The sequence below is a fragment of the Pseudomonas sp. CYM-20-01 genome (genome assembly GCF_023169845.1).
Taxonomy (GTDB): Bacteria; Pseudomonadota; Gammaproteobacteria; order Pseudomonadales; family Pseudomonadaceae; genus Aquipseudomonas; species Aquipseudomonas azotoformans.
This window is the reverse complement of the sequence record NZ_AP025169.1, coordinates 6,045,477-6,066,168: the sequence shown is the minus strand read 5'-3', so window position 1 is coordinate 6,066,168 and position 20,692 is coordinate 6,045,477. Positions and strand designations below refer to the sequence as shown.

The 20,692-nt window shown below is 61.2% G+C and carries 21 protein-coding genes; 14 read left to right on the top strand and 7 right to left on the bottom strand.

Going from position 1 to position 20,692, the window contains the following annotated elements; translation table 11 throughout:
* Positions 1–47 precede the first annotated feature (47 nt).
* Together M2497_RS27600 and M2497_RS27595 are read left to right on the top strand one after the other, a co-directional pair.
* Positions 48–476, top strand: a complete 429-nt coding sequence (locus tag M2497_RS27600; protein ID WP_248488265.1) for a DUF4160 domain-containing protein — start codon at positions 48–50, stop codon at positions 474–476.
* Entirely contained in the window at positions 473–943 is a 471-nt protein-coding gene (locus M2497_RS27595; RefSeq protein WP_248484706.1) for a DUF2442 domain-containing protein, read from the top strand. The genes M2497_RS27600 and M2497_RS27595 overlap by 4 nt, the downstream gene beginning before the upstream one ends.
* On the opposite strand, the gene trmA is transcribed toward M2497_RS27595, so the two are convergent.
* Entirely contained in the window at positions 926–2,005 is a 1,080-nt protein-coding gene (gene trmA / locus M2497_RS27590) for a tRNA (uridine(54)-C5)-methyltransferase TrmA (protein ID WP_248484704.1), read from the bottom strand. The genes M2497_RS27595 and trmA overlap by 18 nt on opposite strands.
* Entirely contained in the window at positions 2,002–3,297 is a 1,296-nt protein-coding gene (locus M2497_RS27585; protein ID WP_071493628.1) for an NCS2 family permease, read from the bottom strand. The genes trmA and M2497_RS27585 overlap by 4 nt, the downstream gene beginning before the upstream one ends.
* Positions 3,298–3,470: 173 nt before the next feature.
* On the opposite strand from M2497_RS27585, the gene M2497_RS27580 reads away from it, so the two are divergent.
* The 4 genes from M2497_RS27580 (at position 3,471) to M2497_RS27565 (ending at position 7,686) form a co-directional block, all read left to right on the top strand.
* Entirely contained in the window at positions 3,471–3,917 is a 447-nt protein-coding gene (locus M2497_RS27580) for a DUF4879 domain-containing protein (RefSeq protein ID WP_248484702.1), read from the top strand.
* Between the two features lie 96 nt (positions 3,918–4,013).
* Complete coding sequence (locus M2497_RS27575) at positions 4,014–4,520, top strand: 2Fe-2S iron-sulfur cluster-binding protein (RefSeq protein WP_071493627.1); 507 nt, start codon at positions 4,014–4,016, stop codon at positions 4,518–4,520.
* Positions 4,517–5,506, top strand: a complete 990-nt coding sequence (locus M2497_RS27570; RefSeq protein ID WP_248484700.1) for a xanthine dehydrogenase family protein subunit M — start codon at positions 4,517–4,519, stop codon at positions 5,504–5,506. Before M2497_RS27575 ends, M2497_RS27570 begins: the two co-directional genes overlap by 4 nt.
* Complete coding sequence (locus M2497_RS27565; protein WP_248484698.1) at positions 5,503–7,686, top strand: xanthine dehydrogenase family protein molybdopterin-binding subunit; 2,184 nt, start codon at positions 5,503–5,505, stop codon at positions 7,684–7,686. The genes M2497_RS27570 and M2497_RS27565 overlap by 4 nt, the downstream gene beginning before the upstream one ends.
* Positions 7,687–7,807: 121 nt before the next feature.
* Here the strand turns inward: M2497_RS27565 and M2497_RS27560 are convergent, their stop codons facing one another.
* Positions 7,808–9,058, bottom strand: a complete 1,251-nt coding sequence (locus M2497_RS27560) for an MFS transporter (protein ID WP_248484696.1) — start codon at positions 9,056–9,058, stop codon at positions 7,808–7,810.
* A gap of 320 nt (positions 9,059–9,378) precedes the next feature.
* Here M2497_RS27560 and M2497_RS27555 point away from each other — a divergent pair, with 320 nt between their 5' ends.
* From M2497_RS27555 to M2497_RS27545, 3 genes are read left to right on the top strand one after another with little or no spacing between them, the layout of a single operon-like run.
* Entirely contained in the window at positions 9,379–10,818 is a 1,440-nt protein-coding gene (locus M2497_RS27555; protein WP_248484694.1) for a cytochrome ubiquinol oxidase subunit I, read from the top strand.
* Position 10,819: 1 nt separating this feature from the next.
* Positions 10,820–11,827 carry a cytochrome d ubiquinol oxidase subunit II gene (gene cydB / locus M2497_RS27550; RefSeq protein WP_058427711.1) on the top strand — a complete coding sequence of 336 codons (1,008 nt, stop codon included), beginning with the start codon at positions 10,820–10,822 and terminating at the stop codon, positions 11,825–11,827.
* Between the two features lie 12 nt (positions 11,828–11,839).
* The gene (locus tag M2497_RS27545; protein WP_010206690.1) at positions 11,840–12,007 is read left to right on the top strand and encodes a DUF2474 domain-containing protein; all 168 of its coding nucleotides are present in this window, start codon (positions 11,840–11,842) and stop codon (positions 12,005–12,007) included.
* A 66-nt stretch (positions 12,008–12,073) separates the two neighbouring features.
* Here M2497_RS27545 and M2497_RS27540 read toward each other — a convergent pair whose 3' ends face one another.
* Together M2497_RS27540 and M2497_RS27535 are read right to left on the bottom strand one after the other, a co-directional pair.
* On the bottom strand, positions 12,074–13,198 hold the full coding sequence (locus M2497_RS27540) for a methyltransferase (RefSeq protein WP_248484692.1): 1,125 nt from the start codon (positions 13,196–13,198) through the stop codon (positions 12,074–12,076).
* Between the two features lie 160 nt (positions 13,199–13,358).
* The gene (locus M2497_RS27535) at positions 13,359–14,069 is read right to left on the bottom strand and encodes a LuxR family transcriptional regulator (protein ID WP_248484690.1); all 711 of its coding nucleotides are present in this window, start codon (positions 14,067–14,069) and stop codon (positions 13,359–13,361) included.
* Between the two features lie 381 nt (positions 14,070–14,450).
* Here M2497_RS27535 and M2497_RS27530 point away from each other — a divergent pair, with 381 nt between their 5' ends.
* Entirely contained in the window at positions 14,451–15,227 is a 777-nt protein-coding gene (locus M2497_RS27530) for a ferredoxin--NADP reductase (RefSeq protein ID WP_248484688.1), read from the top strand.
* Between the two features lie 45 nt (positions 15,228–15,272).
* On the opposite strand, the gene mscL is transcribed toward M2497_RS27530, so the two are convergent.
* Positions 15,273–15,689, bottom strand: a complete 417-nt coding sequence (gene mscL / locus M2497_RS27525; RefSeq protein ID WP_248484686.1) for a large-conductance mechanosensitive channel protein MscL — start codon at positions 15,687–15,689, stop codon at positions 15,273–15,275.
* Positions 15,690–15,976: 287 nt separating this feature from the next.
* Here mscL and katB point away from each other — a divergent pair, with 287 nt between their 5' ends.
* The 4 genes from katB to M2497_RS27505 are packed head-to-tail and all read left to right on the top strand — an operon-like array spanning position 15,977 to position 20,261.
* Positions 15,977–17,518, top strand: coding sequence for a catalase KatB (katB, locus tag M2497_RS27520; RefSeq protein ID WP_058427707.1), 1,542 nt, complete (start codon positions 15,977–15,979; stop codon positions 17,516–17,518).
* A gap of 58 nt (positions 17,519–17,576) precedes the next feature.
* Positions 17,577–18,116 (top strand): ankyrin repeat domain-containing protein, encoded by a 540-nt coding sequence (locus M2497_RS27515; RefSeq protein WP_248484684.1) that lies wholly within the window; start codon positions 17,577–17,579, stop codon positions 18,114–18,116.
* Positions 18,117–18,151: 35 nt separating this feature from the next.
* Positions 18,152–19,519, top strand: a complete 1,368-nt coding sequence (gene radA, locus M2497_RS27510) for a DNA repair protein RadA (protein WP_058427705.1) — start codon at positions 18,152–18,154, stop codon at positions 19,517–19,519.
* A gap of 16 nt (positions 19,520–19,535) precedes the next feature.
* Positions 19,536–20,261, top strand: coding sequence for a hypothetical protein (locus M2497_RS27505; RefSeq protein ID WP_248484681.1), 726 nt, complete (start codon positions 19,536–19,538; stop codon positions 20,259–20,261).
* 4 nt (positions 20,262–20,265) lie between these two features.
* Here the strand turns inward: M2497_RS27505 and M2497_RS27500 are convergent, their stop codons facing one another.
* On the bottom strand, positions 20,266–20,634 hold the full coding sequence (locus tag M2497_RS27500) for a PilZ domain-containing protein (RefSeq protein ID WP_058427704.1): 369 nt from the start codon (positions 20,632–20,634) through the stop codon (positions 20,266–20,268).
* Positions 20,635–20,692 lie beyond the last annotated feature (58 nt).

The following is a 20,692-nucleotide window of genomic DNA, read 5'->3' as shown; positions in this document are numbered from 1 at the left end:
GGGAAAATTGTTACCTGGCGGAAAATAACCTAACGGATGGGTTACGCCTGAGAATAGGCGCTTACAAGGGATATGTAATTTCGGTGTTTATCAGGGATGAGCATTGCCCGCCCCATGTGCATGTGCGGGGCAAGGAATGGGATGCGCGTTTTCGTTTCAGTTTTCTGGATGGGGACGTGGAGTTGTGGGACGTAGAGCCTGAGCGGCGGCGGCCACCCATGGCGGTTTTGAAAGAAATACGCTGGGCGATCATGCAGCGGCATTACTTGGCGCGGGCACGTAGGCTCTGGTGGGAATACCTGCAAACGGTCTGCCTGGAAAATCATTCCTGGGATTGGGAGGCCCGCGAGGTGTTGCCTGGGCTGATCATTCAGCCTGGAGTTTATGTGATCGCGCGTGCCCGGCACGATGTCGTGGGGCAGAAAACAATTTTGAATCTGGTCAGGGCACCGGGTTTTGTGGAGATTGAACTATGAAGCAAATCGTAAAAGCCAAAGTTGTACCCTATAAACCGCTCACTGAGGCCGATGTAGAAAAGGCGATAGCCCGAGGGCGCAAGACACGGCACCTTTATGCCCGTGCCAGCGCTGTGCGTTATGAAGACAACTGCCTTTCCATCGGCTTCAGCGACGGCAGTCGCGTTGTACTGCCGGTGGCTGGCCTGCCCGAGTTCGCGGGGTTTTCCCTGGAGGACTTTGAGCAACTGGAAGTCGGCTTTGGCGGAAAGGCGCTGTGCTGTGAGGCCCAAGACCTGGACGTTTCGATCACTGGCCTGATTGCCACCAGCAAACCCCTGATGGACCTGGCGATCAGCCTGGTTGCCTCGCGCAACGGTCGCAAAAGCAGCGCCGCCAAAGCCGCCGCCGCCCGCGCCAATGGCAAGAAGGGCGGACGGCCGCGCAAGAAGCAGCCGGAGGACGTCGAGTTACCGCCGAGTCAATAACACCCCGGATTCCATGTGGTGCGTCCACGGAAACTGGTCAAACATCGCGCATTTCGTAATCTTATGCGTGTCATGCAGTTGCGCGATGTTCGCCGCCAACGTCTCCGGGTTGCAGGAGATGTACAGGATGTTGTCGAAGCGCCGGGTCAGTTCGCAGGTGTCCGGGTCCATGCCGGCGCGGGGCGGGTCGACGAACACGCTGCCGAACTCGTAGCGCTTCAGGTCGATGCCGTGCAGGCGACGGAATGGGCGCACTTCATTCAGTGCTTCGGTGAGCTCTTCGGCGGAGAGGCGCACCAGGGTGACGTTACCCACCGCGTTTTCATCGAGGTTGCTCAAGGCCGCATTCACTGAGGTCTTGCTGATCTCGGTGGCCAGCACGTTGCGCACGCGCGTCGCCAGGGGCAGGGTGAAGTTGCCGTTGCCACAGTACAGTTCCAGCAGATCATCCGGGCGATCGCCCAGGGCTTCATAGGCCCAGTTGAGCATCTTCTGGTTCACCGTGCCGTTGGGCTGGGTGAAGGCACCTTCGGGCTGGCGGTAGCTGAAGGTACGGCCGCCGACTTCGAGCTTTTCCACCACGTAGTCATGGCCGATCACATCGCGCTTGCCCTTGGAACGGCCGATGATGCTGACATTCAAGTCGGCAGCCAGCTGGTTTGCGGCGGTGTGCCAGTGCTCGTCCAGCGGGCGGTGATAGCACAAGGTGATCATCGCGTCGCCAGCCAGGGTGGTGAGGAACTCCACCTGGAACAGCTTGTGGCTCAGGGCGGCGCTGGCTTGCCAGGCGGCCTTGAGCTGGGGCATCAACTGGTTGATGCGCTGGCTGGCGATGGGGAACTCTTCGATCAGGATCGGCGTGCGCTTGTCGTCCTGGGAGAACATCGCATAGTGGCGCTCACCACCTTCGCGCCACAGGCGGAACTCCGCGCGCAGGCGGAAATGCTGCAGCGGCGAGTCGAAGACCTGCGGCTCGGGCGCGTCGAACGGTGCCAACAGGTCACGCAAGCGCGTGACCTTGTCTTGCAGTTGAGCGGTGTAGCGTGCGGCGTCAAAAGTCATGCGTTGAACCAGCCCAGCTTGATCACAAACAGAATCGACAGAATCACCAGCGCCGGGTTCAGCTCACGGTAGCGGCCCGAAAGCAGCTTGATGGCGGTCCAGGCGATGAAACCGAAGGCGATGCCGTTGGCGATGGAGTAGGTGAAAGGCATCGCCAGGGCGGTGATCACCACCGGCGCTGCAACGGTAATGTCGTCCCAGTCGATTTCGGCTAGGCCCTGGGTCATCAGCACCGCCACGAACAGCAGGGCCGGCGCGGTGGCGAAGGCTGGGACGCTGGCGGCCAGTGGCGAGAAGAACAACGCCAGCAGGAACAGGATCGCGACCACGATCGCGGTCAAGCCGGTACGGCCACCGGCGCTCACGCCCGCAGCCGATTCGATGTAGCTGGTGGTGGTCGAGGTGCCGAGCAGGGAACCGGCCATGGCGGCGGTACTGTCGGCGATCAGCGCACGGCCCATTTTCGGCATGTGGCCATCCTTGCCCATCAGGCCGGCACGCTTGGCCACGCCGATCAGGGTGCCGGAGTTATCGAACAGGTCGACGAACAGGAAGGCGAAAATCACGCTGACCAGGCCGATATCCAGCGCGCCCTTGATATCCAGCTGCAGGAACGTCGGGGCCAGGGACGGCGGCATCGACGTCACGCCGCCAAAGGGTGTGACGCCCAGCAGGATGGAAACAATGGTCACCGCCAGGATGCCGATCAACACCGCGCCGCGCACGGCCAAGGCCTCCAGGGCTACGATCAGCACGAAGCCGAGGGTGGCGAGAATCGGTGCTGGTTGTTTCAAGTCGCCTAGGCCCACCATGGTGGCCGGGTTGCTGACCACGATCCCGGCGTTGTGCAGGGCGATCAAGGCCAGGAACAGGCCGATACCGGCGGCAATCGCCGAGCGCAGGGGCAGGGGGATGGCGTTGATGATCCATTCACGGATACGGAAGATCGACAGCAGGAAGAACAACACCGCCGAAATAAACACCGCACCCAGCGCCACCTGCCAGGTGTGGCCCATGTGCAGCACCACGGTGTAGGTGAAGAAGGCATTGAGGCCCATGCCCGGCGCGAGGGCGATCGGGTAGTTGGCGATCAGGCCCATCACGGTCGAACCGATGGCGGCCGCCAGGCAGGTCGCGACGAACACCGCGCCCTTGTCCATGCCGGTCTCGCCGAGGATGCTCGGGTTCACGAACAGGATGTAGGCCATGGCCAGGAATGTCGTGATGCCCGCGAGGATCTCGGTGCGCACGTTGGTGTTGTGTGCCTTGAGTTGAAACAGCTTTTCCAGCATGCCTGCTCCCTGTGACGCTCTGTGGCGTCGTGATTTGTTGACCTCTAAGTCAAAGCACAAACTGCGCCAAGCGCCTTTGGTTTCAGAGAGGATCGGAAAAAGCGGCGCATCATACCAGCAGCCGAGGCCTTGAGGCATACTGCGCCGACGTTTAAACGAAGGTCATCTGCAACATGAAAAACGCCAGCCCGTGGAGTCTAGCCCTGATCCCCTGTATCAGCCTGTTGCTCGGCGCAGCACCGGCCTGGGGCGCGACTGCACCGCCGTTGAGCGAAGTGCGGGTGTTCAAGGTTGAATCGGCGGCGTGCACGGAAGCCATTCCGGAGCGCGCGCAAAGCACGCAGATGTGCACGCACCGTGGGCCTACCAAAGTGTCGGTCATGGAAGTCGGCCTGGGCAACAACCCCATGGGCCGCTTTGATGGCGCAGAGCTCAATGGGCAGCGCACGGCGGTCTGCCAGGTGGGCAACATCAGCGAGGCCTGCAACGGGGCCGGCACGCTGATGGGCTACATCTATGTGTTTGACCTGAACGTGGAGGCCCAGGGCTGGTTCCAATACAGCAACTCCTCGATCAACCCTCCGCAGAACACCCTGACGACACTGCTCAATATCCGCTGATCAATCACCTTGAACGCTCATTACCCCGGGAAGTCGTACCCCTGAGACGGCGACTTCCCTGAACGCCGCGGATGTCCACCAACCCGTGAGGTGTTTATGAGCGCAACCCCCAATGGCGCGGCGGCCCAACCGTTCGTCAGCCACTCGATACGCCTGAGCCTCAACGGCCAGGATCGCCAACTGGATGTGTTGCCGTGGACCACACTGCTCGACCTGCTGCGCGAGCAACTTGACCTTGTCGGCAGCAAAAAAGGCTGCGACCACGGCCAATGCGGCGCCTGCACGGTGTTGCGCGATGGCAAGCGGATCAATGCCTGCCTGACCCTGGCGGTAATGTGCGACGGCGCCGAGCTGACCACCATCGAAGGCCTGGCCGACGGCGACCAACTGCACCCGATGCAGCAGGCGTTTATCAAGCACGACGCCTTCCAATGCGGCTACTGCACCCCCGGCCAGATCTGTTCCGCCGTGGGCCTGGCCAACGAAGGCCGCGCCCATGACACCGCGCAAATCCAGGAATTGATGAGCGGCAACCTGTGCCGCTGTGGCGCCTACAGCAATATCCGCGATGCCATCGAGGAAGTCCTGGAGGGCAAACCATGAACCCCTTCCATTACAGCCGGCCGACCGGCGTACAGGAGGCCGTGCACCTCAGCAGCGCTGCTTCGCGCTTTATCGCCGGGGGCACCAACCTGCTGGACCTGATGAAAGAAAACATCAGCCGCCCCGAGCATCTCATCGATATCACCGGCCTGCCGTTGCATGACATTCAGCAAACGGCCAGTGGCGGGCTGTTGATTGGCGCCCTGGTGAGCAATGCCGACCTGGCCTGGCACCCGTTGATCGAACAGCATTACCCGTTGCTCTCCCAGGCCATCCTCGCCGGTGCCTCGCCGCAGCTGCGCAATATGGCCAGTACTGGCGGCAACCTGCTGCAACGCACCCGCTGCTACTACTTCTATGACGCCACGGTGCCGTGCAACAAGCGCGAGCCCGGCAGCGGCTGCCCGGCGCGCACCGGCTTGAACCGCATCCATGCGATCCTGGGGGCGAGTGAGCAGTGCGTTGCTACCCACCCTTCGGACATGTGTGTCGCCCTGGCGGCATTGGCGGCGCGGGTACATGTCGAGGGCCGTGGCGGTGCGCGGATCATTGAGTTCGCCGACTTCCACCGTTTGCCCGGCGACACGCCGCAACGCGACAACCTGCTGGCCGACGATGAGTTGATCACCGCCATCGAACTGCCTGCCGACAACCTGGCAAGCCACAGCAACTACCTGAAGATTCGCGACCGCGCCTCTTACGCCTTCGCCTTGGTGTCTGTAGCCGCAGCCCTTGAGCTGGACGGTGACGTCATCGTCGACGCACGCCTGGCGCTCGGCGGCGTGGCCCACAAACCCTGGCGTGACCGCGCGGTGGAAGCCGGGCTGATCGGCCAGGTCGTCAGCCGCGAAACCTTCAGTCAAGCCGCCGACGCCCTGCTGCAAGACGCCGAACCCCTGGCGCACAACGGCTTCAAAATCAAGCTGGCGCGCCGGGGCATCATTCGTGCCCTGAGTGACGCCGCTGTCGCAGGAGAGCGCCCATGACTGCCATCGGCAAACCCTTGGACCGGGTCGACGGTCTGCTCAAGGTCACCGGCCAGGCGCGTTACGCCGGTGAGTTTCCCGAGGATGGCTTGCTGCATGGCAGCGTGGTGTCCAGCACCGTCGCCAAGGGCCGGGTGCTGCGTATCGACGCTTCCAGGGCGTTGGCGCTGCCGGGGGTGGTGGCGGTAATTGATCACCTCAACCGGCCAAAAATCGCCAGCTACGACGACGCTTTCCAGGACGACGACGCGGCCGACGGCTCACCGTTCCGCCCGCTGTACAACGACCGTGTGCTGTACAGCGGCCAACCCCTGGCCTTGGTGATCGCCGACAACCTCGAATTGGCGCGGCATGCTGGCTCCCTGGTGGAGATCGAGTACGCAACCGAAGCCTTCGAAACCGACCTGCTGGCCATGCAGGAACAGGCCTATGCCTCGCCGCAAACCCCGCCCAAGCCGCGCGGCAACTTCCAGGCCGAGTGGAGCGGCGCCGCCGTCAGCCTGGACCTGCACTACAGCACGCCCGTCGAACATCACAACCCGATGGAGCCGCACGCCAGCACCGTGCTGTATCAGCCGGACGGCACCCTGCATATCCATGACAAGACCCAGGGCCCGCAGAACTGCCAGGCCTATGTGCAAAAAGTCTTCGGCCTGGATAAAAGCCAGGTGCGCATCTTTGCCGCGTTCGTCGGCGGTGCGTTTGGCTCCGGTTTGCGCCCGCAGTACCAATTGCCGCTGGCGGTGATGGCGTCCCTGGCGCTCAAACGCTCGGTACGCGTTACCCTGACTCGCCAACAGATGTTTACCTTCGGCTACCGCCCGCGCACCCTGCAGCGTTTGCAAATGGGCGCGGCCGCCGACGGTCGTTTGCTCGCGCTGGGCCACACCGCTATCGGCCAGACCTCGCGCTTCGAGGATTTCAGCGAACATGTGGTGGAGTGGAGCGGCATGCTCTATCACTGCGACAACGTGCAACTGACCTACAACCTGGTGCCCCTGGACGTGTTCACGCCCCTGGACATGCGTGCGCCTGGCGCTGCCCTCGGGGTGATTGGCCTGGAGTGCGCCATGGATGAACTGGCCTGCGCCCTGGGGATCGACCCGGTGCAACTGCGGCTGATCAACTACGCCGAGCGCAACCAGAACGAAGACAAACCCTGGTCAAGCAAGGCCCTGCGCGAATGCTACCGCGAAGGTGCCGAGCGTTTCGGCTGGAGCCAGCGCAACCCGGAACCGCGCAGCATGCGCGACGGCCGCCAGTTGATCGGCTGGGGCATGGCCGGCGGTGTGTGGGAAGCCATGCAGATGAAGGCCAGTGCCAAGGCGCGGATCGACGCGCAGGGCAAGCTGACGGTCAGCAGCGCCACCACCGATATCGGCACTGGCACTTACACGGTGATGACCCAGATTGCGGCGCAGGCCAGTGGTGTGGCGGTCGAAGACGTGGCCTTTCTGTTGGGCGACTCCTCACTGCCCACCGCGCCACTGCAGGGCGGTTCGTTTACCGTGTCCTCGGTGGGGACGGCGGTGCAGCAAGCCTGCGAAGCGTTGACCGGCAAACTGCTGGCCATTGCCCGGCAGACATACCCGGTCTTCACGCAGGCAGAATCCGTACGCTCTGAAGACGGCCACTTGCACACCGGTGACGTGAGTGTGTCGTTGGCGCAGTTGGTCAAGGACAGTGGCGAAGACGCGTTGGAAGTGCAGGTCGACAGCGAGCCCGACAAAAAACGCGAGGGCTACAGCACCGCCACCCATTCGGCCGTCTTCGTCGAGGTGCAGGTGGATGAGGACCTGGGCACCATCAAGGTCCGCCGGGTGGTCAGTGCGATTGCCGCCGGGCGCGTTGTCAACCCCAAGATGGCCCGCAGCCAGATTCTTGGCGGGGTGGTGTGGGGCATCGGCATGGCCCTGCATGAAGAAACCCAGACCGATCATCAGTTGGGGCGCTTCATGAACCACAGCCTGGCCGAATACCATATCCCGGTGAACGCGGACATTGGCGAGATCGACGTGGTGTTTGTCGAGGAACATGACGAGATCGTCAACGCCCTCGGGTCCAAGGGCGTGGGGGAGATCGGCATTGTCGGTGTTGCGGCGGCGGTGGCGAACGCGATTTATCACGCCACCGGCAAACGGGTGCGGGAATTTCCCATCACCCTCGATAAGGTGCTCTGACACGGTCTAGCCAGCACTGATTATCCAAGTGTGGGAGGGGGCTTGCCCCCGATGGAGGGTGTCAGTCAACGATGCTGTGACTGACATGGCGCTAGCGGGGGCAAGCCCCCTCCCACATGGGTTATACGCTGGTTTTTTGAATAGGCTCTTCCACCGGTACGTGCATGCGATCCCGATTCGCCAGGGTCGGGAACAGCTTGATCCACACGCCCGTCACCACCAGCGTACCGATCCCGCCCATGACCACGGCGGGCACGGTGCCGAACCAGTGGGCGGTAATGCCGGATTCGAACTCACCCAACTGGTTGGATGCGCCGATAAACAGGCCATTGACCGCACTGACGCGGCCGCGCATGTCATCCGGGGTTTCCAACTGCACAAACGACGCACGGATGACCATGCTGATCATATCCGCCGCCCCCAGCACCACCAGCACCGCCAGGGAAAACCAGAAGGAGGTGGACAGGCCGAAGGCGATGGTCGCCACGCCAAACACACCGACAGCCGTGAACATCACGCGGCCCACATGGCGGTCCACCGAGAACCGCGCCAGCCACAATGACATCAACAATGCGCCCACCGCCGGCGCCGACCGCAGCAGGCCCAGGCCCCAGGCGCCGGTCAGCAGGATGTCTTTGGCGAACACTGGCAGCAATGCAGTCGCGCCGCCCAGCAGCACAGCGAACAGGTCCAGGGAGATGGCGCCGAGGATGTCCGGGCGGCTGCGGATAAAACGGATGCCGGCCAGCAGCGAATCCAGGGTGGCCTTGCCCTTGTTGAGCGGAGTCTGACGGGCGGGCAGGTTGAGGGTCAGCACGCAGGCAATGAGGTAAAGCACCACGGTGGGGCCATACACCCATACGCTGCCGAACGCATAGAGCAAACCGCCGAGGGCCGGCGCGACAATGGTTGCCAATTGCTGGGCAGACTGCGATGAGGCCACGGCTCGCGGGAACAAGGCGCTGGGCACAATACTTGGCAGCAACGCCTGGGTGGTCGGCATTTCAAAGGAGCGCGCAGCACCCAGCAGAAAGGCGAGAATAAAGATCATCTCGCGGGTCACGTTGCCGGTCAGGCCGCCGATGGCCAGGCTCAGTGCAATCAGCGCCTGCACGGTCTGGCAGATGGCGGCCACCTTGCGCCGTTCATAGCGGTCGGCAACGTGCCCGGTGTGCAACATGAACAGCACGCGAGGTACGAACTCCACCAGGCCGACCAACCCCAGGTCCAGCACATTGCCGGTCAGTTGGTAGAGGTTCCAGCCGATGGCCACGGTGAGCATCTGGAAGCCGCTGGCGGTAAAGATGCGCGCCAGCCAGAACGCGATGAAAGGGCGGTGGTGACGCAACAGCAACGCGGGTTCACTAGGCATCGGGGAATTCAGATCAGAGCCGGAGGGAGCGCCGAGATTATCATTAAGTTGTAACAGATAGTTGCAACAACTGAGCTGAGGCAGTCTGTCACGCGGCAAAAGACCACACAGTTCAATCCTGAAAATGGGACTACTCTTTCAGCAATGCTTGATCCAGATCAATGCCCGCCCGGGCATCGGCCTGGCGGCCTCAGGGCCAGATTCCCTACGCGGTTGGTTGAAAAAAAGAAACGAATCGAAATTCGCCAGGCTCCATATCCGTGGGGGCAGTGGGTGCAGGCTCCCGCCAGCAGCCGGTATTACCTGACAGAGGAAGACATATGTTCGGTTTGGAGGCGCTCGATCTCGCCCGAATTCAATTTGCGTTCACCATCTCTTTCCACATCCTGTTCCCGGCGATCACCATCGGCCTGGCCAGTTACCTCGCGGTGCTGGAAGGCTTGTGGCTCAAGACCCACAACGACACCTACCGTGACCTCTACCACTTCTGGTCGAAGATCTTCGCCGTCAACTTCGGCATGGGCGTGGTGTCCGGTTTGGTCATGGCCTACCAGTTCGGCACCAACTGGAGCCGCTTCTCGGACTTCGCCGGCGCCGTCACCGGCCCGCTGCTTACGTACGAAGTGCTCACGGCCTTCTTCCTCGAAGCCGGTTTCCTCGGCGTGATGCTGTTCGGCTGGAACAAGGTCGGGCGCAAGCTGCACTTTTTCTCCACCGTGATGGTGGCCGTGGGTACGCTGATTTCCACGTTCTGGATCCTCTCCTCCAACAGCTGGATGCAGACGCCCCAGGGCTTTGAAATCATCGACGGCCGGGTGATCCCGACCGACTGGTTCGCCGTGGTCTTCAACCCGTCGTTCCCGTATCGCCTGGCGCACATGGCCACGGCAGCCTTCGTGGCCACTGCGTTCTTTGTCGGTTCCTCGGCGGCCTGGCACTTGCTGCGCGGCAAGGACAACCCGGCGATCCGCAAGATGCTCTCGATGGCAATGTGGATGGCCCTGATCGTTGCGCCCATCCAGGCGGTGATCGGTGATTTCCATGGCCTCAACACCCTGAAGCACCAACCGGCGAAAATTGCCGCGATTGAAGGCCACTGGGAAAACATCGGTAACGAACCGACGCCGTTGATCCTGTTCGGCTGGCCCGACATGAAGGCCGAGAAAACCAAGTTCGCGGTAGAAATCCCCTACCTGGGCAGCCTGATTCTCACCCACTCCCTGGACAAACAGGTGCCGGCGCTCAAGGAGTTTCCACCGGAAGACCGCCCCAACTCGACCATCGTATTCTGGTCGTTCCGGGTCATGGTCGGCCTGGGCTTCCTGATGATCTTCACTGGCCTATTCAGCCTCTGGCTGCGCCGGGGCGACAAGATGTACACGTCCAAGCCGTTCCTGTACCTGGCGTTGTGGATGGGGCCGTCCGGCCTGATCGCGATTCTTGCGGGTTGGTTCACCACCGAGATCGGCCGCCAGCCGTGGGTGGTCTATGGCTTGATGCGCACGGCGGACGCGTCCTCCGGGCATAGCCTGGCGCAGATGACCATCACCCTGGTGTTGTTCGTGGTGGTGTACTTCGCGCTGTTCGGTGCGGGCCTGGGTTATATGATGCGCCTGGTGCGCAAAGGGCCTCAGACCCACGAAGGCAGCGAGCCCACCCACGGTGGCCCTGGCCAGAAACGTACGCCGGCCCGTCCGTTGTCCGCCGCCGATGATGGCAGCGATGACGACCACACCCACATCCAGCACAAGGGGCATTGAGATGGGTATTGATCTTCCGCTGATCTGGGCCGTGATCATCATCTTCGGCATCATGATGTACGTGGTCATGGACGGTTTCGACCTGGGTATCGGCATCCTGTTTCCGTTTATCCCGGGCAAGACCGATCGTGATGTGATGATGAACACCGTGGCCCCGGTCTGGGACGGTAACGAAACCTGGCTGGTACTGGGCGGCGCGGCGTTGTTCGGTGCGTTCCCGCTGGCCTATTCGGTGGTGCTGTCGGCGCTGTACCTGCCGCTGATCCTGATGCTGATCGGGCTGATCTTCCGCGGTGTAGCCTTCGAATTCCGCTTCAAGGCCAAGGACCACAAGCGTCACCTGTGGGACAAGGCATTCATTGGCGGCTCGCTGGCGGCAACGTTCTTCCAGGGCGTGGCGCTGGGTGCGTTCATCGATGGCATTCCAGTGGTGAATCGCCAGTTTGCCGGCGGTTCGCTGGACTGGCTCACGCCGTTCACGATGTTCTGCGGCGTGGCGCTGATCGTGGCTTATGCGTTGCTCGGCTGCACCTGGCTGATCATGAAGACCGAAGGCTCGTTGCAGGAGAAAATGCACAACCTGGCGCGGCCATTGGCCTTCGTGGTGCTGGCGGTGATCGGCATCGTGAGTATCTGGACGCCGCTGACGCACCCGGAAATCGCCTCGCGCTGGTTCACCCTGCCAAACCTGTTCTGGTTCCTGCCAGTGCCGATCCTGGTGCTGGTGACCATGTACGGGTTGATCCGCGCGGTGGCACGTAACGCACACTACACGCCATTCCTGCTGACGCTGGTGCTGATCTTCCTGGGCTACAGCGGTTTGGGCATCAGCCTGTGGCCGAACATCATCCCGCCGTCAGTCTCAATTTGGGATGCTGCCGCGCCGCCGCAAAGCCAGGGCTTCATGCTGGTGGGTACGCTGTTCATTATCCCGTTCATCCTGGGCTATACCTTCTGGAGCTATTACGTGTTCCGCGGCAAGGTCACCCACGAAGACGGTTATCACTAGGAGGGTCGTTCCATGTCCGGCAAACCTTCGTTGCACGAGATTGAACAGGCCGAGAAGCAGCCATTGTGGCGGCGCCTGGGGTGGCTGGCGATGATCTGGACTGGCAGTGTGCTGGCCCTGTTCGTCGTGGCCAGCCTGATGCGCATGTTTATGAATGCGGCCGGCCTGACCACCCACTGACATCCCGATCCGGGCTTTGCGGCCCGGCTTTCCAGCCCTGCTTTTTGCGAGAGAAGCAGGGTTTTTTTATTTGCGCGCCTTGAGGATCACGAACTTCGGCGTGGTGGCGACTTGCTCGACACCCCGGAACAGGCGTGCCAGCTTGGTGTGATAACCCAAATGTCGGTTGCCGACTATATAGAGGGCGCCGCCCACCACCAGTGCTTCCCGTGCCTGCTGGAACATGCGCCAGGCGAGGAAATCACCGACCACCTGCTGCTGGTGGAACGGTGGGTTGCACAGTACCACGTCCAGGGACTGTGGCTCTTGTCCGGCCAGGCCGTCGGCGGCACGCACCACCACATCACGTTCGCCGAGGGCGGCCTGCCAGTTCTCCAGCGCCGACTGCACGGCCATGTAGGACTCGTCCACCAAGGTGTAGTGTGCTTCGGGGTTGTGCAGGGCGCTGGCAATCGCCAGTACGCCGTTGCCGCACCCCAGGTCCGCCACGCGGGCGCTGCCCAGGTTTTTCGGCAGGTGGGGCAGGAACGCGCGGGTACCGATGTCCAGGCTTTCACGGCAGAACACGTTGGCGTGGTTCAGCAACTCGATAGCCGGTGCGTCGAGGGCGTAGCGGGTGGGGTAGGGCGAGACGGAAACGGGGCGGTCTTGCGCGGTGGCGATCAGCAGGCGTGCTTTTTTTACCGCGAGCGATGCGTGCATCGGGCCAATGTAACGCTCCAGCAACTCGCCCGCCGCCCGTGGCAAATGCTTGATCATTGCCCCGGCGATCACTTCGGCGCCTGGGGCCAGTTGGCCTTGCAAGCGGATCAGTTGTTCTTCCAGCAGCGCGAGGGTTTTGGGTACGCGGATCAGCACCCGGTCGAACGGCCCGGTGGGGAGGTGGCTGGCCGCGATGAACGGAACAGCGTCAAACGCCTTGCCGTTGCGCACCAGGTTTTTTTCCAGGCCTTGTGCCGCCAGGAACGAGTCGCCACTGGAGGTCACCTGCACCTGGCCCTGAAGGCTGGCGGCAAGGGCGCCGAAGCTGTCATTGAGCACCAGCACCCGGGTGTGTGCGGCCGGCTGCTGTTCGGCCAAATGGCTGAGCAGGTACTCGTCGGCGGCATCGAAGGCTTGCAGCGGATCGTTGTGTTGCTCTGGCTGGCGGATCAGATCGAGCTGGGCGAAGGGGCTTTCGAGCAGGGGCATGGCGGGGGAGGCTCTGGGTAAACAATGGGTGTTCGACTCGGGCGGCCGAACCGTCTGAGTGCACTACGGGCGATACCCCGGCGGGGCGGCTCAGCACTCAGAATGGGCGGTAAATGTTACGTTTATTTCAGCGGGATTACATGTGGTGTTTCTTGGCCGGTTAAATAATCCCGTACTGCGCGGCGCGAAGCACCGCAGCGATCTTGTTGTTGACCCCCAGTTTCTTGAGAGAACTGGCAATGTGAAAGCCCACCGTACGTTCGGACAAACAAAGTATGGCGGCGACATCTGCCGCCGTCTTGCCCTTACCAGACCACATGAGGACTTCCGTTTCCCGCGGGGTCAATTTGCAGGCCGGGTTGAGGCTGGCCTTCTCGGCAAACTTCTGCACCATTACGGCATGCATCGCGTGACAGAGCCATAGCACTATTGCCGCCTTTTCATACAGTTCTTCCGGGCTGATGTCACCCTTGCCACGGCTCAACGTCAGCATGCTGAATGCACCCCGGAAATCATGCACGCTGATGGTCATCGCCTTGTGTACGCCTAAGGTTTGGGCCAAAGACCAAAGGCTGGGCACATCTTTGAATGTTTCCTCCTGCCAGACAATGGGTAATACAGATTCCTTGCAATGCTTCACCACAGGGTCTACGTCGAAGTAATGCGCTTGGTCGTACAGTTTTTTCCATTCGTTTGAATAGTTTGTAAATTCTATGGGTTTGATTTGGCTCTTTGGGAGTTGAGAACTCATCTTGAAGGAACAGTTTTGGAAGCCGAGTTCGTAGGTTTTATTGACAGTCAGCTCAAATACGCTAGTGACCTCGTTCTCGCCTTCCAGCGTGTGGAGCCGTGTATTGCGCCAGTTAAGCATGGGTAAATCTCCATGGATTCTCCGTGACTTGGGGTACGTCCTTAACCCCCATAGCTGCACGAAAATCAGTGTAGGACACGGACTACAGGGTGAGAGGAAAATTTCGTTCTTGGGTGGCAAGCTTTAAGAATTTTTCCGCAGGAAGGTTAGTTGGCTAAGTAAGTGGCAAGTTGGAAAATCGCGATTTATGAGTGGCTTGAAGCCGCTGTAACAATCAACTAACAGCGCATTTATGAAGCGCCTTAAAAGGCTAATAGCGAATTGATTGGAGGTGCAATTAAGTTGCCATCACTGTGTGCTTGCGTGATGCCACTACCTATCGTAGGTGTTTCCGCACGTGACTTTGAGCGACACTAGAGCACCTGTAGAACGGAGCCCCCCATGACGGCCAGTGCTGAGAAATTTACCCGCCAGACCTTGCTCGACGTGCAATCGCTGACCCCCAGCCTGTTTACCTTGCGCACCACCCGCGACCCGGGCTTTCGTTTTACCGCGGGCCAGTTTGTGCGCCTGGGGGTTACCAAGGCAGATGGCAGCACGGTATGGCGTGCGTATTCCTTGGTGTCCTCGCCGTTTGATGAACACTTGGACTTCTTCTCGATTGTCGTCCCGGACGGTGAGTTCACCAGCGAACTGAGCCGCCTGCGTGTGGGCGATACCTTGATGGTGGAGCGCCAGGCCACGGGGTTCCTGACCTTGAACCGTTTCGTCGACGGCCGAGATCTGTGGATGCTGGGCACCGGCACCGGGGTGGCGCCGTTTTTGTCGATCCTGCAGGACTTCGAGGTCTGGGAGAAATTCGAACGCATCATCCTGGTGTACAGCGCACGCGAAGCCAAAGAGTTGGCTTACCAAGCGCTGATCAACACGTTGGGCGAACGCGAGTACCTGGCCGAATACGCGCACAAGTTCACCTACATCCCCATCGTCACCCGCGAACAACACCCCGGTGCGTTGAACGGCCGCATTACCACGCTGATCGAAAATGGCGAGTTGGAACGCGCGGCGGGCGTCGAACTGACCCCGGAGCATTCCCGTGTGCTGATCTGTGGCAACCCGCAGATGGTCGATGACACGCGCCAGTTGCTCAAACTGCGGGATATGAACCTGAGCTTGAGCCGTCGACCTGGCCAGGTGGCGGTGGAAAACTACTGGTAATAAAAAAGGCGCCTCACACCAGGCGCCTTTTTCATGCCGGCTCGATTAGAGCGGCTTGTCGTTCTGTGCCTTGAGCAGATCGCGGATCTCACCCAGCAACACTTCTTCCTTGGTCGGCGTCGGCGGCAGGCTTGGTGCCACGGCCTCTTCACGCTTGAGGCGGTTGATTACCTTCACACCCATGAAAATCGCAAACGCGACGATCACAAAGTCGATGACGCTCTGGATGAACTTGCCGTATGCCAGGACCACCGCAGGCACATCGCCTTGGGCGGCCTTGAGCGTTATCGCCAGGTCACCGAAGTCCACGCCCCCGATCAACAGACCAATGGGCGGCATAACCACATCGCCTACAAACGAGGAAACAATTTTGCCGAAGGCGGCGCCGATGATAATACCGACGGCCATGTCGACCACATTACCTTTGACCGCGAAGGCCTTGAACTCACTGATCACGCCCATAGGTTATTCCTTGTTACAGATGAGAAGGGTGGTACCCAGTGTAAGTCAGTCGTAGAGCGCTTGCCTGAAACAACCGCTAACACTGTCAGCTTTTATCGACACATTAAAACCCAATTAGTTTGCAAAGTGCCATCAATCGCGCGCGAAATACTCGCCAAATCAGCCGCTTACCAGATTATTTTATCAATCGGGTTGGTACGGCTTTTCTATTTATCTTCTGACTCGCGGGTCACTAGCCTCTGGCAAGCACAACTGAATGTGCACTAAAAAAACCAGAGGAAACCTCGATGAACAACCCAATGAGCCGCGGGCCTGTTACAGCCCGATCCGCGCTGGTACTGGTGACCGCCAGCCTGCTTTCCCTGTCTGTACACGCCGCCAACCTGACCCGCGACAACGGTGCCGCCGTCGGCGACAACCAGAACTCGCAAACCGCCGGCGCCAATGGCCCGGTGCTGCTCCAGGACGTGCAGCTTATTCAGAAATTGCAGCGTTTCGATCGCGAGCGCATCCCCGAGCGCGTCGTACACGCGCGTGGCACCGGCGCTCATGGCACCTTCACCGTCACTGACGGCCTTAGCGACCTGACCAAGGCCAAGGTCTTTGCGGCCGGCGAGGCGACGCCGGTGTTCGTGCGCTTCTCCGCTGTGGTCCACGGCAACCACTCCCCGGAAACCCTGCGTGACCCACGCGGTTTCGCCACCAAGTTCTATACGGCCGAAGGCAATTGGGATTTGGTGGGCAACAACTTCCCGACATTCTTCATCCGTGATGCCATCAAGTTCCCGGACATGGTCCACGCGTTCAAGCCAGACCCGCGTACCAACCTGGATGACGACTCGCGTCGCTTCGACTTCTTCTCCCACGTGCCCGAAGCCACCCGCACGCTGACCGAGCTGTACTCCGACTCTGGCACTCCGGCCAGTTACCGGGAGATGGACGGCAACGGCGTGCACGCCTACAAGCTGATCAACGCCAAGGGTGAAGTGCACTACGTCAAGTTCCACTGGAAGAGCCTGCAAGGCATCAAGAACCTCGACCCCAAGCAGGTCACCGAAGTGCAGGGCCGCGACTACAGCCACATGACCAACGACCTGGTCACCCACATCAACAAGGGCGACTTCCCCAAGTGGGACCTGTACGTGCAGGTGCTCAAGCCTGAAGACCTGGCCAAGTTCGATTTCGACCCGCTGGACGCCACCAAGATCTGGCCGGATGTACCCGAGCGCAAAGTCGGACAAATGGTGCTGAACCGCAACCCGGCCAACGTTTTCCAGGAAACCGAGCAAGTGGCCATGGCCCCGGCCAACCTGGTGCCGGGCATCGAGCCGTCGGAGGATCGCCTGCTGCAAGGCCGGGTGTTCTCCTACGCCGATACCCAGATGTACCGCCTGGGCGCCAACGCCTTGCAACTGCCGATCAACGCGCCACGGGTGACCGTCAACAACGGCAACCAGGACGGCGCGATGAACTTCGGCAAGACCACCACCGGAGTGAACTACCAGCCAAGCCGCCTGCTGCCACGGGAAGAACCGCAAACCGCACGCTACAGCCAGTCGGCGCTGTCAGGCAGCACCCAGCAGGCGAAGATCCAGCGTGAGCAGAACTTCAAGCAGGCAGGCGACTTGTACCGCTCCTACAGCAAGAAAGAGCGTCAGGACCTGATCGAAAACTTCGGCGGCTCGCTGGCCACCACCGATGACGAGAGCAAGCACATCATCCTGTCGTTCCTCTACAAAGCCGACCCGGAATACGGCACCGGCGTGGCCAAGGTGGCCAAGGGTGACCTGGCGCGCGTGAAGGCGTTGGCGGAAAAACTGACCGACTGATCCGTTGGTTACGGTCGGCGCCCCGATACGGGCGTCGACCCCTGGCAGGAGAAAAACCATGCGAATTTCTATCGGTTTGCTGATGACCATGCTGGCCTTTGTCGCCCATGCCGAGACTCCCGACCCGGTAGCGCTCAAGGCCCAGTTGCAGGACTACTACTTCGACGCCGCCCGCCGTGGTGACCTGGACATGCTCAACACCTTCATCGACGCCGGTTATAGCCTCAACACCCAGGACGACAAGGGCTACACCGCGCTGATCCTCGCCGCCTACCACGGCCAGGGGCCGTTCGTGGAGCGCTTGCTCAACGCCGGTGCCGACGCCTGCGTGCAGGACAAACGCGGCAACACCGCGCTGATGGGCGCGATCTTCAAGGGCGAGCTGAAAATCGCCCAGCGCCTGCTGGCCACCGACTGCAACCCCGACCAGCGCAACGGTGCCGGACAGACCGCCGCCATGTACGCCGGGCTGTTCAAGCGTGTCGAACTGCTCGATGAACTCAAGGCCAAAGGTGCCGACCTTAACGCCGAGGACCCGGTCGGCAACAGTGCTTCACGCTTGGCCAGTGGTGAAATCCGGACCCCGGCGTCGCGCTGAGCTATCATCGCGGTTTTTCGGTTGGAGGTTCTCAAATGGCAAAGGCCAAGCGCATGTACGGCTGCACGGAGTGCGGCGCGACCTTTCCCAAGTGGGCCGGCCAGTGCACCGAGTGCGGTGCGTGGAACACCCTGACTGAAACCATGATCGAGAGCGGCGGTGCGGCGGCCCCCACCGGCCGTGCCGGCTGGACCGGGCAGCAGGCGCAGATCAAGACCCTGGCTGAAGTCAGCGTGGAAGAAATCCCGCGATTTTCCACGGCATCCGGCGAGTTGGACCGCGTGCTGGGCGGCGGCCTGGTGGACGGCTCGGTGGTGCTGATCGGCGGTGACCCGGGCATCGGCAAATCGACGATTTTGCTGCAAACCCTGTGCAGCATCGCCAGCCGCATGCCGGCGCTGTATGTCACCGGCGAGGAATCCCAGCAACAAGTGGCCATGCGCGCCCGCCGCTTGGGATTGCCCCAGGACCAATTGCGGGTCATGACCGAAACCTGCATCGAAAGCATCATTGCCACGGCCCGTATCGAAAAGCCCAAGGTCATGGTGATCGACTCGATCCAGACCATTTTCACCGAGCAGTTGCAATCGGCGCCGGGCGGCGTGTCCCAGGTGCGCGAGAGCGCGGCGCTGCTGGTGCGGTATGCCAAGCAGAGCGGCACGGCGATCTTCCTGGTCGGCCACGTCACCAAAGAAGGCGCGCTGGCCGGGCCTCGGGTGCTGGAGCATATGGTCGACACCGTGCTGTATTTCGAAGGTGAATCGGATGGCCGCCTGCGTTTGCTGCGGGCGGTGAAGAACCGCTTCGGGGCGGTAAACGAATTGGGCGTGTTCGCCATGACCGACCGGGGACTGAAAGAGGTCTCCAATCCGTCGGCGATCTTTCTGACGCGTGCCCAGGAAGAAGTCCCGGGCAGTGTGGTGATGGCAACGTGGGAAGGCACCCGCCCGATGCTGGTGGAAGTGCAGGCGTTGGTCGATGACAGCCACCTGGCCAACCCGCGCCGCGTGACCCTGGGCCTGGATCAGAACCGGTTGGCAATGTTGCTGGCGGTATTGCACCGGCATGGCGGCATTCCGACCCATGACCAGGATGTGTTCCTCAACGTGGTGGGCGGGGTCAAGGTGCTGGAGACGGCGTCCGACCTGGCGTTGATGGCGGCGGTCATGTCGAGCTTGCGCAATAAACCGCTGCCTCACGACCTGCTGGTGTTTGGCGAGGTCGGCCTGTCGGGCGAAGTGCGCCCGGTACCGAGTGGTCAGGAACGGTTGAAAGAAGCGGCCAAGCATGGCTTCAAACGCGCAATCGTGCCCAAGGGCAATGCGCCGAAAGAGTCGCCGCCAGGCATAAAAATTATTGGGGTCACGCGCCTGGAGCAGGCGCTAGATGCACTGTTCGAATAAATCAGGGATGAATGCCATGCAACCATCGAAATGCTGGGGCGCAGTCGCCCTGTTTGTCGCCTTGGCCGGGTTGCCCGCTTTGGCGTGGGCCGAGTTGCCCGCCGGATATCGTCTGGCGCAAAAGCTGGCAACGGATGACGGCAGCGTTCTACAGGTGCTCGAAGACCAACGCATCAGCGCTCAGTTGCACAAGGACAGTTGGGGCAACGGGTTGGACGAAGATTCGTTCGACGAGCCCGGCGACCTGGTGGAAAAACCGTTGTTGGAAGCCCAGGTCCGGTTAGTGTCGGCCTCCGGCGACGTGATCGCCCATGAAGACCTCGGTTACCCGTTGGCCGAGGTCAAGAAAGCCCCGCTCAAGGGCTTGCCGGAGACGGTGTATTTCCTGGTCATCGACCAGACCGCGCCGATGGGTAGCTATAGCGGCCCGGCCACGCAGTTGTTAATGCCCGCCAAGCAACAACTCAAACCGATGGACTACAAAGGCACCGACGGCAAGATCAAGCCACTGACCCTGGCACAGACTGGCAAGGCCGCCTGGCAGGCGGCGACGCCAACCACGGGTGGGGCGGATGAATTGCTGCAAGTGTCGTCCTTCATGGACGGTGATGGGGACGAAGACTTCGCCACCCGTTACACCACCTACCGTTTTGCCGATGGCCTCTGGCAGGCTGCGTCGACTCAGAAAGCCGGCTTCTGGGAGTCGGAAAGCGACTTCCCGGCGCGTACGGCATTTCCCTGAGTCGTCACACTTCCAGCAAGGCGGCCAACTCTCGGTGCAGCTCATCCTCGTCACCCAGGTTCAACTCGATCAGCCGCCGCAAGTGGCTGATCGAGTCCAGGTCGATGTGCTGACACACAAAACCCAGTTGCCCAGGATCCTCATGGGTCAGTCGCACTTGCATCTTTATATGCGCCTTGGGATCCAGGCGGATGTCGACGTCGAACGGCAGCGCCTTGTTGCCCTTCCAGTCTTCCGGCCGTTGCACCAGCAGGCCCTTTAACGACAAATCCACCAATTGCACTGGCCATTCGCGGCCGTTTTGCCGAATTTCGGTCTTGGCATCAAAGGCGATGCGGCGGAAACGACGGCGGTCAGACGGTTGCTCGGTCATGGTGAAACCCTCCGGGGATAGGGGGATTGTAGCCGTGCGTCATTATTGGCCCGGGTTT

Bases quoted from the DNA above. Each gene is read 5' to 3' on its own strand.
- M2497_RS27595 (WP_248484706.1), top strand. From the start codon at position 473: ATGAAGCAAATCGTAAAAGCCAAAGTTGTACCCTATAAACCGCTCACT.
- trmA (WP_248484704.1), bottom strand. From the start codon at position 2,005: ATGACTTTTGACGCCGCACGCTACACCGCTCAACTGCAAGACAAGGTC.
- M2497_RS27585 (WP_071493628.1), bottom strand. From the start codon at position 3,297: ATGCTGGAAAAGCTGTTTCAACTCAAGGCACACAACACCAACGTGCGC.
- M2497_RS27580 (WP_248484702.1), top strand. From the start codon at position 3,471: ATGAAAAACGCCAGCCCGTGGAGTCTAGCCCTGATCCCCTGTATCAGC.
- M2497_RS27575 (WP_071493627.1), top strand. From the start codon at position 4,014: ATGAGCGCAACCCCCAATGGCGCGGCGGCCCAACCGTTCGTCAGCCAC.
- M2497_RS27570 (WP_248484700.1), top strand. From the start codon at position 4,517: ATGAACCCCTTCCATTACAGCCGGCCGACCGGCGTACAGGAGGCCGTG.
- M2497_RS27565 (WP_248484698.1), top strand. From the start codon at position 5,503: ATGACTGCCATCGGCAAACCCTTGGACCGGGTCGACGGTCTGCTCAAG.
- M2497_RS27560 (WP_248484696.1), bottom strand. From the start codon at position 9,058: ATGCCTAGTGAACCCGCGTTGCTGTTGCGTCACCACCGCCCTTTCATC.
- M2497_RS27555 (WP_248484694.1), top strand. From the start codon at position 9,379: ATGTTCGGTTTGGAGGCGCTCGATCTCGCCCGAATTCAATTTGCGTTC.
- cydB (WP_058427711.1), top strand. From the start codon at position 10,820: ATGGGTATTGATCTTCCGCTGATCTGGGCCGTGATCATCATCTTCGGC.
- M2497_RS27545 (WP_010206690.1), top strand. From the start codon at position 11,840: ATGTCCGGCAAACCTTCGTTGCACGAGATTGAACAGGCCGAGAAGCAG.
- M2497_RS27540 (WP_248484692.1), bottom strand. From the start codon at position 13,198: ATGCCCCTGCTCGAAAGCCCCTTCGCCCAGCTCGATCTGATCCGCCAG.
- M2497_RS27535 (WP_248484690.1), bottom strand. From the start codon at position 14,069: ATGCTTAACTGGCGCAATACACGGCTCCACACGCTGGAAGGCGAGAAC.
- M2497_RS27530 (WP_248484688.1), top strand. From the start codon at position 14,451: ATGACGGCCAGTGCTGAGAAATTTACCCGCCAGACCTTGCTCGACGTG.
- mscL (WP_248484686.1), bottom strand. From the start codon at position 15,689: ATGGGCGTGATCAGTGAGTTCAAGGCCTTCGCGGTCAAAGGTAATGTG.
- katB (WP_058427707.1), top strand. From the start codon at position 15,977: ATGAACAACCCAATGAGCCGCGGGCCTGTTACAGCCCGATCCGCGCTG.
- M2497_RS27515 (WP_248484684.1), top strand. From the start codon at position 17,577: ATGCGAATTTCTATCGGTTTGCTGATGACCATGCTGGCCTTTGTCGCC.
- radA (WP_058427705.1), top strand. From the start codon at position 18,152: ATGGCAAAGGCCAAGCGCATGTACGGCTGCACGGAGTGCGGCGCGACC.
- M2497_RS27505 (WP_248484681.1), top strand. From the start codon at position 19,536: ATGCAACCATCGAAATGCTGGGGCGCAGTCGCCCTGTTTGTCGCCTTG.
- M2497_RS27500 (WP_058427704.1), bottom strand. From the start codon at position 20,634: ATGACCGAGCAACCGTCTGACCGCCGTCGTTTCCGCCGCATCGCCTTT.